Genomic DNA, 9,487 nt, shown 5'->3' on the forward strand with positions numbered 1-9,487 from the left:
CTAACTTAATTTACACACCGCCCAGTTCCTATTTTATCAAACTCGCCATTCGCATCGTCGGCGGCGTTAAGAGGTCTCGCATCCAGACCCCATCCCCGCACGATTTGGCGCATCCAAAAAATCGGCGTGATTCAGTTCGCTGCCAACCTTGTAGAAGCTCACCACGGTGTCTGGTAGGTACTGAACTCGAAGGTGTGCCCACTCCAGCTACGTCAGCAGCGTTTGCCTGAGCAATGACGGTGTACCCAACGTGCCTGAGGCTGAGGAGGCACTGCCGGTTTTCGGCTTTGATGTGGGCGGTCTTAGACATCCGAGCGACCCAAGCGATGACGGGGGTGAGTCCGCACGATGGAACAACATATGCTGCAAGATATGAGCTGCGCGTGGGCATCGGGAGTCGGGGGGCAGTGCCCCCGGGTGTCGATCGCGATGACCACCTACAACGGAGCGCGATTCCTGCGTGAGCAGATCGCCACCCTGGAGGCACAGACGCTACGCCCTTACCAGGTGGTTATCGCTGACGACGGGTCGACCGACGGCACACTCGCGATCCTGGAAGAGACGGCTACGAGCCCGCTCAACATTGTCGTGCTCCGCAACGAACGGCGGCTCGGCTACCGGCAAAATTTCATGGAGGCGATGGCGCACTGTACGGGCGACCTTGTGCAATTCTGCGACCAGGACGACCTTTGGGAGTCAACAAAGCTCGAGGAGATGGCCGCGGCTGTCTCAGTCCCTGGCGTGATGATGGCGTTTCACGACGCCACCTTGGTTGGCGTAGACGGGCAGCCAATCGGGGCACTCGGCGAGGGCGCCGGCCGCGGGATCGTTTTGCATGATCCGTTGTCGCTCGACATCTGGAATTCGAGCCTTGGGTTTTCGATCATGTTTCGGCGTGAGCTCCTCGACTACAGCCGGTTCTGGGCCGGGAGCATCGACAAACTGAAACCCACCGAACGGGCGTCTCACGACGATTGGGTGTTCTTCCTGGCCCTCGTGCTCGGTAAAATTGCCCACGTGGACAAGCCACTCGTCCGCTACCGCATCCACGAAACGAATACGATGGGTTGGCGCCACACGCGGCGCACTCTGTCCGATTTCCTTGTTGTTTACCGCGATTCCGGCCAGAAGCTAAATCAGCGGATCAACGTCGTTCGCAACCGGATCGGCATACTAGAGGAGATCGCGGCCGAAGGCGGTAAGAAAGCAGGAGCCGTGGAGGCGGGGCTCGCAGCTTTTCGAGCCCACCTCGCACTGAACGAGCGTCGGCTTGACATGTACCGCCGTCGTGGCGCTCCGGCGCGTGGGGTCGAGCTCACCAGGATGGTGTTCGGAGGCGCTTATAGCGCGAAGCAGCTACCCCTCTCGAGAAGCGAGATAATGCGCGACTTCGCAGTTGCTGCTTTCGGCGTCAAAGATGCCTGAAGCTGGTCGCATCCTCGCTATGAAACAACTTGCCCACCCTCAGGAGCGTATCAACGGTGTCCGTAGAACCATAAGAGGATCGACGTACAGCCTTTAACGGAATCGTAAACTGATTTGATGATCGGTCATGAAAATATTCTGCCAGCACCGTCAGGTGCATTTGGAGCGCGGGACAAAACCGTGTTGAGCGGGTTAGGCGGGCATGGACGCTTTTGCACCTGCCGACCTCTGGGCGGTGATCGAGCCGCTTGTTCCATCGGAGCCGGAGAAGCCGAAGGGTAGTCGGCCGCGCGCTTCGGATCGGACGGCACTGGCGGGCATCATTCTGCTTCTGCGCACGGGCATGTGGTGGAAGCATCTGCCGCGATCCGATGTCGGCTGCAGCGGCAAGACGAGTTGGCGGCGGCTGGGCGTATGGCAGGCAGCTGGCGTCTGGGCCGCTCTGCATCGCGTGATGCTGGAGCAGTTTCAGGATGCAAATGCGCTCGATTGGTCACGGGCCGCCCTCGACAGTGCGAGCCTGCCGGTGAAAGAAGGGGCACTGCGACGGGGCCGAACCCGACGGATCGAGGCAAGCCGGGGACGAAGCGCCACCTCGTCGTGGACGCCAACGGCACGCCGGTCGCTTGCGCCCTCATATGCCGAACTCAGGCCAAACGGTCTTGTCCCTAACTCGTAAAACTCTGTGTCCTGAAATCTAAACGACGGCGGTAACGCTAGAAGCCGTGGGACGCCACTCGACGATTAGCGTACACCAAAAGCGAATCTAATTTTTTTCGAAATAAAGACTGAGTTTATGTCGTTCTACGAATTGACCGACGGCCTCTAAGAGGAAGTGGATCATTCAGCACAACACCGAGCACTTGGCTTTTGGCTGACCGCAGAGCACGAACAGTTTCTGCAAGCTGATCAATCTTGGTACGATTGATTGCGGCGATGATAACTATGCCAGAAAGCATGCTTCCTAAAGCCTGTGCGTCCGACGAGCCTTCAAGGGACGGTAGATCGAGGATCATATCTCGCGGCTCGTTGTACTCAGTAAGGGCAGTACGCATCGATTCAGTGCCGAGAAATACGTTGGGGTCGACCACTTGATCTGCAGCTGCCGCTGGTACGAAACTCAACGAGTCTGTCAGATTAATCTCAGGCAGCTGCCCTTTGGCCGGGGAAGACCTAATGAATTGATCAAGACCGACTACGCTGTTTGGTGCAAACCGGCGGGTCAGATCAGGCCTCTGAAGATTAGCATCAATTAGCACTACACTACCACTCGATCCGGCAATCAAAAGCGCAATATTAGCACTCAAAGTACTGCAACCACTTCCATTCTCGTAGGAGACGATACCTACGGCTGCCTGACTAGTCTTGACCCGAGCAGCAAAAAGCACAGTTCTGAGGAGGCGTATAGATTGCGCGAAATCAGATCCTGGCTGGTCGAGGGCAGTCGTCTCCGTCAAGCGTCCAGATCTCAACCGGGGGACTACAACTAGGCAATCGATACCAAGAACACGCCTGATCTGAGCCGCCGATCGTACAGTCTTATCAAAATTGCTCGTTATTGCGATTAGGACAATTCCACTAACTAAGCCAAATACAAATCCAAACAACAGGTTGAGTTTCGTCTGCGGGTAGGTAGCGGCCAGAGGCTTCAGCGCTTCTCCAACGATGCGAGCATCCGAGTCAGGGAACTGGAAGTCGGTGATGATGCCGCTCGCAACCGCCTCGTCGGCTGCCTTCTTTTCAGCTTGAATCAATGTAATCCGGCCTTGTAGAAATTCAGTCCCACGTTGTTCGGAAAGAGCGTGAACTAGCACTTGATCCCGAATATATGAAGCGGCGATCGAGTTTGTAAGTCGAGCAGTGTCATCAGGATTGCTTCCCCGGAACGACACTTCAATGACGTAGGACTGCCCAAGTCGGCGAACTTGAACTCGGTCAGAAAAATTTTGGAATGCAATTTCGATATTCTGATTACCTTCTTGTTTCCGCGAAGTTGTGGACTTGGATGATAACCCCATTGAAGTCACGATACCGATAATCTGACTGATGAGCCCTGGCGTTCCTGGAGCGAAATTTGGATTAGATCCTAAATTTAATGTGTCAAAAACATACCTTAGGTTTCGTACCGAACGAACAATTTGAAGTTGGCTCTCAGCCTGAGCACTGTCTAAAATTGGAGCCACCGCGGCGGCGGCTGCCGCCGCGTCAGAACCGGCCGGAAGCCGCGCACGGGGCTCGAGGACGATCTGCGCAGAGGCGACGTATTCTGGGGTTGCACGAAAGGTGTAGCTGCAACTAATGGCGAAGCAGATTAGCACCCATAGGAAAAGTTTGAGCCTTTGCCGCCGTACCGCAGTTATTAAGTCTCCGATCCAAGTGCCACTTAGATCGCTTCGCTCATCGCGCACGTCGATGTGCTCTAATGTAGGGAGCGTGCCTTGATGGGGGTCATCTGCACGAACGACAGGATGGGTGTAATTCATAGGAAGGTGGCCCGCTCTGGGGTCAAGCGTAAGCGCAGAAGGTCAAGCGTAGCGATCAAGTTGCCAATGAGCCGTCCGCGTCGGTCTACGTACGGCTCTGGACGGATCGACTTGACGAGGTTGGACCCAACGTTGCGAGCGATCTGAGCGATCGCTTGTTTCGTCGTCATAGTCTTCTTCCAATTTAAGTAGATGGGGTTCATCACCTGAGAATAACCTAGTTTTCGACCTGATACGCGCCCCCCTTTGATGCCAAGATGAACACCATAAGCTTTGCCGATTTTAACCCGCCGCCCCCCCCGTTTCGCGACGGCAGCTCCAAAATCTCGATCCTCGAGCCAACCATATAGGACAAGCCTTTCGTCGAAGCGAAGCCCTGTGATAGCCGTCCGGCGGAAAGCCATGTTGCAGCCATAGGGACTCTCGCCTTCTATCATCCAATCACTATCAGATAAGTCGTGAGCGGCGATGCGCGCGAGAGCTTCCTCCCTCATTAAGCCAGGACCTAGGATTCCGTCAGCAACTACGTAGCCAGTGATGCACGAGATTCTTTCATCGGCCGCGAAAACCTGCGACACCGTTTCGAGCCAGCGTCGATCCGGATAAAAATCGTCATCAAAAAAGACGATCCAGTCGGTGTCTATGGGTACGGCATCTAGAATACCATTTCGCTGGCGTGGTAGGCCAGCCTCCCGATAAACTACGGTAACTTTCGGGTCTAAGGTAGCAGATCCAACATCTCGCGGTTCCGAGCAACAGACCACGATTGCGTGTGGCGCAAGAGTTTGAGTGGAAAGATGGTCAAGCATCGCTGCGAGTTGTTCCGGGCGGCCGCGAGTCGCGATTCCTACACAGACTCGAGCGATCTGCCCCTCCTTCCCACCGTGAGGCCCTGTGCTATTCATAATTCGACTCCGAATTTACCATACCGCATATATAATTGTAGATACAATAAGCCAGCGACATCTAGTACCGGCCGTACTAACCTGACCTGCCGTCCATCAATTGCAGCAATCTATCCCAGCGGGCTAATTACACACTACATACGTGTCAGCAGATCGAGATAAGACGCTGCTGAAGTACGCCAGGAAAACCTCTTGACTCGTTCCTGCCCACGGGCGCGAAGGTCATCCCGTAGCGAGGGTGACGCAGCGACGCGGCGGAAATGTGCAAGCCATGCTATTGTGTCTTCGGCATCCGCAAGTAAAGCGGCGTCCCCACAGATCTCGGGCATGCACGACCGATTGGACGAAATAATTGGACAACCTAGTGCCATTGCCTCCACTAAAGGGATGCCGAACCCCTCGGAAAGAGATGGAAATGCCAGGCATAATGCGTGCGCGTAGAGCCAAGCAAGGTCGTCGTCGGTGACGAAGCCGAGCCGATGAATGTTTGAAGCGTTGACCATCATCGTTTCGGCAAAGATGTGCCTCGATCCTCCCGCTACTACAAGATCGAGACCTATCTCATCGAGCGCTAAAGCCTGCTCAAGAATGAACGCAGCATTCTTATGTTTAGCCACGCTGCCAAGTAGCAGGACAAAGGGCCGACATCCCCCAAGGCGGACATTTAGATCCGAGTCTTCAGCGTTCCATTTAGAGGTATGTTCATACCCATTTGGCAGTACGGGAATTGAGCTGGCGGGGATCCCTAGGTGATGAGACAAACGCTGTGCAGACGCATGCGACACTGTAGTAACTAGCGTGGCTCGCCGCGCGAGAGCCGGCAGCAAACCACGGTATACAAAGCGGAATAACCGGCTGTAGCTGACAGGCGCATCGAAGACATTAGTATCGTGCATACACACGATTTGACGTCGCAGAGCGATAGGACCTGTGTTACAAAGGTTAAGTAAGGGTGTTGAGGCTTGGAGCGGTAATATCAACTGCTCCCAAACATGCCCCGACGTTGCCCTCGTGGCGACTGGCGCGATTGCGGCGAACCCGTGACTGGCTCTTACCCCTGGTGGTAGAATAAGTTCGGCACTGCTTCCTTGAGAATGGAGAAGATCGTCCATCTGCAGAACAATCTCACGGGCGTAGCGTTGTACGCCTGTCAGAGGATGACTGTAGAACCGGCCGTTGATCGCGAACGATGGCCTGGGCAGGCTAAGATCCGAACATCCGGCGAACGCTTCAATCTGGTTTGTGCGGTCCGCGGCGAGCGATCTGAATGGTGCGGACTCTGAGCTATTCACGTATGAATCCCATTTTAGAAGTCGTTCAACGAACCACCCAAGGTGCGCGCAGTCTCTGCGCTCATCCCTGGGACAAAGCCTTTCGCAGTCTCTGTGAGGTGCGGCTGAACCCGGACAACATCCCCAGGTTGGAGTAGGTCACCCTCCTCTGCTGTAATCTGCTCTGACTTACCGTTGTGACGGCGAAGAATAATGTATTCCGGCTTTGTATAAGCCTCTGCATTAGCAACTACTGTCGCGGGGGAACGAATTTCTGCTTGGTAAAGAAGATTTCTAGCGGACTCCAGCTTTGCTGTTGTCTCGTTTAACCTTATTCGAGTCTCAGCCAGCTCCTGTAGCGCAGTATTACGTCTCTGATCCTTTAGGTCGAGGATGTCGCGGTCAGCCCTTGAAATATCTTGACGCGCGCGGATCACTGCGATTTGCACATCAAGACGACTCGACTCGAGAGTCGCAAGCGTTTGCGAGGTCTCGATTTGACGTGGCATTGCGGAGAGGCCTTTACTTACAAGTCCTGAGATCCGGGCGAGTTCTTGCTTAATGATTTGAATCTGTTCGCCTGTGTTCGCATCTTTTGATACAAGTGAGGAAATCTGCTCTGTCAAAAAGTCTTTACTTTGTTTGAGATTTGTGATTTGCGCTGTGAGAGATCCGTGACGAGCTTCAAGAGTGAGCCGCTCCTCCCGGAGGATACGAGCAATTTCCGGCTCTTTTGATCGAGTTTCGAGTTCAGGTGGGAAAGTTAAGGGCGTGTCCTTAACCTCGGCATCGAGACGAGCTTGGCGCGCGATCAAGGCGAAGCGTGTTGCCGAAAGCTGTTTAATCTCGCCCCGCGATTGAACAGCATCGCGGACGAATTGTAGTAGCACGTCTGTTGGCACTCGTTGAATACCGCCCGCGAGACTGATACCCTGGAGGACAGTTAGATTCGGCCGGAATTCATATCCACCCGGCTTCTCGACCCCTCCCACGACGTAGAAGGGACGGAATTTTATAATCTGGACTGACGCGTCGGGTTTGGTCGCAAGGCCCGCTTTGGTTTTTAAACGCTCCGCAATATCAGTAGCTATGTCCGTCGTGGTGCGTCCGCTTGCTTCAATTTCACCAACAACAGGCAGAGACACACGACCGGACGCGCCAACAGTGAAATCACCGTTAAACGCTTGCCATTGATAGGCTTCTCCCGTCCCAGCACGTAGGTCAGAAACCTTTACCTGCAGTTGATCTAGTGGCCCCAGGTGATAAGGCTCCTCTGCCCTAGCCACGACGACGCTCGCAAGGAGGACAAAGGTGGCCAAGTGCGGTGTTCTTATGTGCGCCCACATGCAAACTTTATACCTTATGAATAACTGTGGAGGTAGCCACTCGATCCGTATGCCGCACTGGCGCCCCACGCGGAAGCAGAATGATCAATAATCCGCTGGTTAACCCGAGGCCGCCCATCATAAGCATAAGCGCGCTCATTTTTGGATAGGCAATACCTAGTGGTCGATTTGCGGGTCCGAGCAGGCGGACATCGGAATCAAACACTGCATACTCGGGAATCACCCCGAGGCGGCTTCCTGCCTCAGCAGCGGTGATCTGCCGTAGGAGATTCGATAGCCGACTTTCGAGGTAGAAGCCGCGCCGCTGCTCGCGAGCCAGCACGCCACGCAACCGGTAAGCTGCATAGGTTGATGCGATGGCGTTCACAATCTTGGTCGCTTGCTCGGCACTGTGCGCCCGGTAGGAAATCTCTATCACGTAGGACAAACCAAGGCGACGGACCCTTACGCGTCTAAGAAAAGCGTCGAATGCTTCGATAGAAGCAGAGTCTTCGATTGTGACATTTTGCATTCGGTCAAGCTTGGTGCTAATCAGAGCCCATATACCATCTGCCCCTCCTTGAATTTCCGAAGCAGCAGTAAGATTTTGATCTTCAAATACTTTGTATAGAAGACCTCGAGAATTTAATACACGTATCTCAGTTTCACACTGATCGCTATCCAGCACAAGTTGATAAAACTGGCGCAATTTCTCAGGTCCGTCATTTATTACTATATGTGGCTGTAGAAGTATCTGTGTTGTTGCAATAAAATCTGGATGCAAAATTCTACTATACACTACGGATGACGCAATAAATGCTATAACCCAAATAAAAATAAATGCTAATTTTGAGCGTATGTGGTGTAATCTGCTGGCTACAAAAATGGTTGCTTCCGATATAGAGCGATCGCTTGTCCAGATTGACTGAACTGTAGAGGTATTTATTCCCGAGAAGTGAGGCGCTCTCATCGGAGTTCCAAGCAGGTAAGCCGTTCAACCATAAGCGAGTTGACGGAGCTTTGAAAGGACGGATCATTTTTTGAACGTCTAACAATACCATCGTGCGATGATTCGTCAGACGTTTGGGGATGCAGCTAAATGCGATAGCGCGAGGTCGATGCGTGCACGTCTCTCGTAGGAGATAGCAAAGCAACACGATTGGACGAATCCGGGCAGTGCGTGTCTGTAGGCCCTCTTGCACTGTTGCAGACGTTGGCAGCCATCGATCCCGCCCTTTCTGATACCCTAATGCTGCAAGGGCCTGTCGTGGCCTGAACGGATTGGCGGGGCTTGCGTTTTCATCTTTTTGAGTCAGGAGGGACGATGCTGAGCGACGCGCAATGGTCTGAACTGGTACCCCTGGTGGCGGCTTGCCGGCCCAGGGCCAAAACGCCCTCACGAGATCTTCGGCGCACGCTCTCGGCAATCCTCTAGCGGCATCAGAACGGGGCCAAGTGGCGGGCCGTTCCGGAGGACTTGGGTCCCCGGTGGCGGGCGGCGCAGATCTTCATCCGCGGGTCGCGTGCCGGCGTCTGGGAGCGCCTTCCCAGCCTTGTGCAAGAGTGCGGCGTTCAGTTTGGGATGGTGTTCCTGGACGACACGAACGTGCGGGCGCACCAAAAGGCGGCGGGGGCTGCCGCGAGGGGGATCTGGGGCCGAACGAGATCATCGTGAAGCACTTGGCCGCCTCATCCTGAGCCTGTCGAAGGACGCGTGGCGGCTATGGGACCAAGGCTTGCGTGATCGCCGACGGACAAGGAATGGCGCGCCATCGCTACCCGAACGAGAAGACCGCCCTCAGCTTCATGGGCGTCCTCTGCCTTGCCGCAGCCCTCGACTAGCTCAAGCGACAACACGCCCTAGCGAGCGGACTCATAAAGTCCTGAGCCAGACGCGGACGGCTGCGAGCTTGACGCTGGCCAGGAAGTTTTCCGGGTCCTTGTCGTACCCTGTTGCGACCGCACGGAAGTGCTTGATCCTGCTGAAGAACCGCTCGACCAGATTGCGGTACTTGTACAGGAAGGCACTGAAGGCCGGCACGTTCTTGCGGTTGGGCATCGGCTTCACGTTCGCCCAC

The 9,487-nt window shown here is 54.7% G+C and carries 6 protein-coding genes and 3 pseudogenes; 3 read left to right on the forward strand and 6 right to left on the reverse strand.

The annotated features are described in order from the left end of the window. The first annotated feature begins 372 nt into the window (after positions 1-372). Together FV223_RS02620 and FV223_RS02625 are read left to right on the forward strand one after the other, a co-directional pair. A complete protein-coding gene (locus tag FV223_RS02620) occupies positions 373-1,425 on the forward strand; it encodes a glycosyltransferase (protein ID WP_281407433.1) in 1,053 nt (350 codons plus the stop codon). A 202-nt stretch (positions 1,426-1,627) separates the two neighbouring features. Next, positions 1,628-2,049, forward strand: a pseudogene (locus tag FV223_RS02625) (transposase); the annotation flags it as partial. A 170-nt stretch (positions 2,050-2,219) separates the two neighbouring features. Here the strand turns inward: FV223_RS02625 and FV223_RS02630 are convergent. The 5 genes from FV223_RS02630 to FV223_RS02650 all read right to left on the reverse strand — a co-directional run bounded on the left by FV223_RS02630 (position 2,220) and on the right by FV223_RS02650 (position 8,379). Continuing rightward, complete coding sequence (locus FV223_RS02630) at positions 2,220-3,908, reverse strand: tyrosine-protein kinase domain-containing protein (RefSeq protein ID WP_147725332.1); 1,689 nt, start codon at positions 3,906-3,908, stop codon at positions 2,220-2,222. Next, positions 3,905-4,813 carry a glycosyltransferase family A protein gene (locus tag FV223_RS02635; RefSeq protein WP_147725333.1) on the reverse strand — a complete coding sequence of 303 codons (909 nt, stop codon included), beginning with the start codon at positions 4,811-4,813 and terminating at the stop codon, positions 3,905-3,907. The genes FV223_RS02630 and FV223_RS02635 overlap by 4 nt, the downstream gene beginning before the upstream one ends. A 134-nt stretch (positions 4,814-4,947) precedes the next feature. Then, positions 4,948-5,925: a glycosyltransferase family 1 protein gene (locus tag FV223_RS32350; RefSeq protein WP_147725334.1), complete on the reverse strand. Its 978-nt coding sequence runs from the start codon at positions 5,923-5,925 to the stop codon at positions 4,948-4,950. A 194-nt stretch (positions 5,926-6,119) separates the two neighbouring features. Continuing rightward, a complete protein-coding gene (locus tag FV223_RS02645; protein WP_187276036.1) occupies positions 6,120-7,403 on the reverse strand; it encodes a polysaccharide biosynthesis/export family protein in 1,284 nt (427 codons plus the stop codon). A gap of 34 nt (positions 7,404-7,437) precedes the next feature. Next, on the reverse strand, positions 7,438-8,379 hold the full coding sequence (locus FV223_RS02650; protein ID WP_147725336.1) for a Wzz/FepE/Etk N-terminal domain-containing protein: 942 nt from the start codon (positions 8,377-8,379) through the stop codon (positions 7,438-7,440). 354 nt (positions 8,380-8,733) lie between these two features. Between FV223_RS02650 and FV223_RS02655 the strand changes: the two are divergent. Beyond that, positions 8,734-9,251 (forward strand): annotated as a pseudogene (locus FV223_RS02655) (transposase). A 31-nt stretch (positions 9,252-9,282) separates the two neighbouring features. Here FV223_RS02655 and FV223_RS02660 read toward each other — a convergent pair. Then, positions 9,283-9,487 (reverse strand): annotated as a pseudogene (locus FV223_RS02660) (IS5/IS1182 family transposase); the annotation flags it as partial.

Source organism: Methylobacterium sp. WL116 (assembly GCF_008039455.1).
GTDB lineage: Bacteria > Pseudomonadota > Alphaproteobacteria > Rhizobiales > Beijerinckiaceae > Methylobacterium.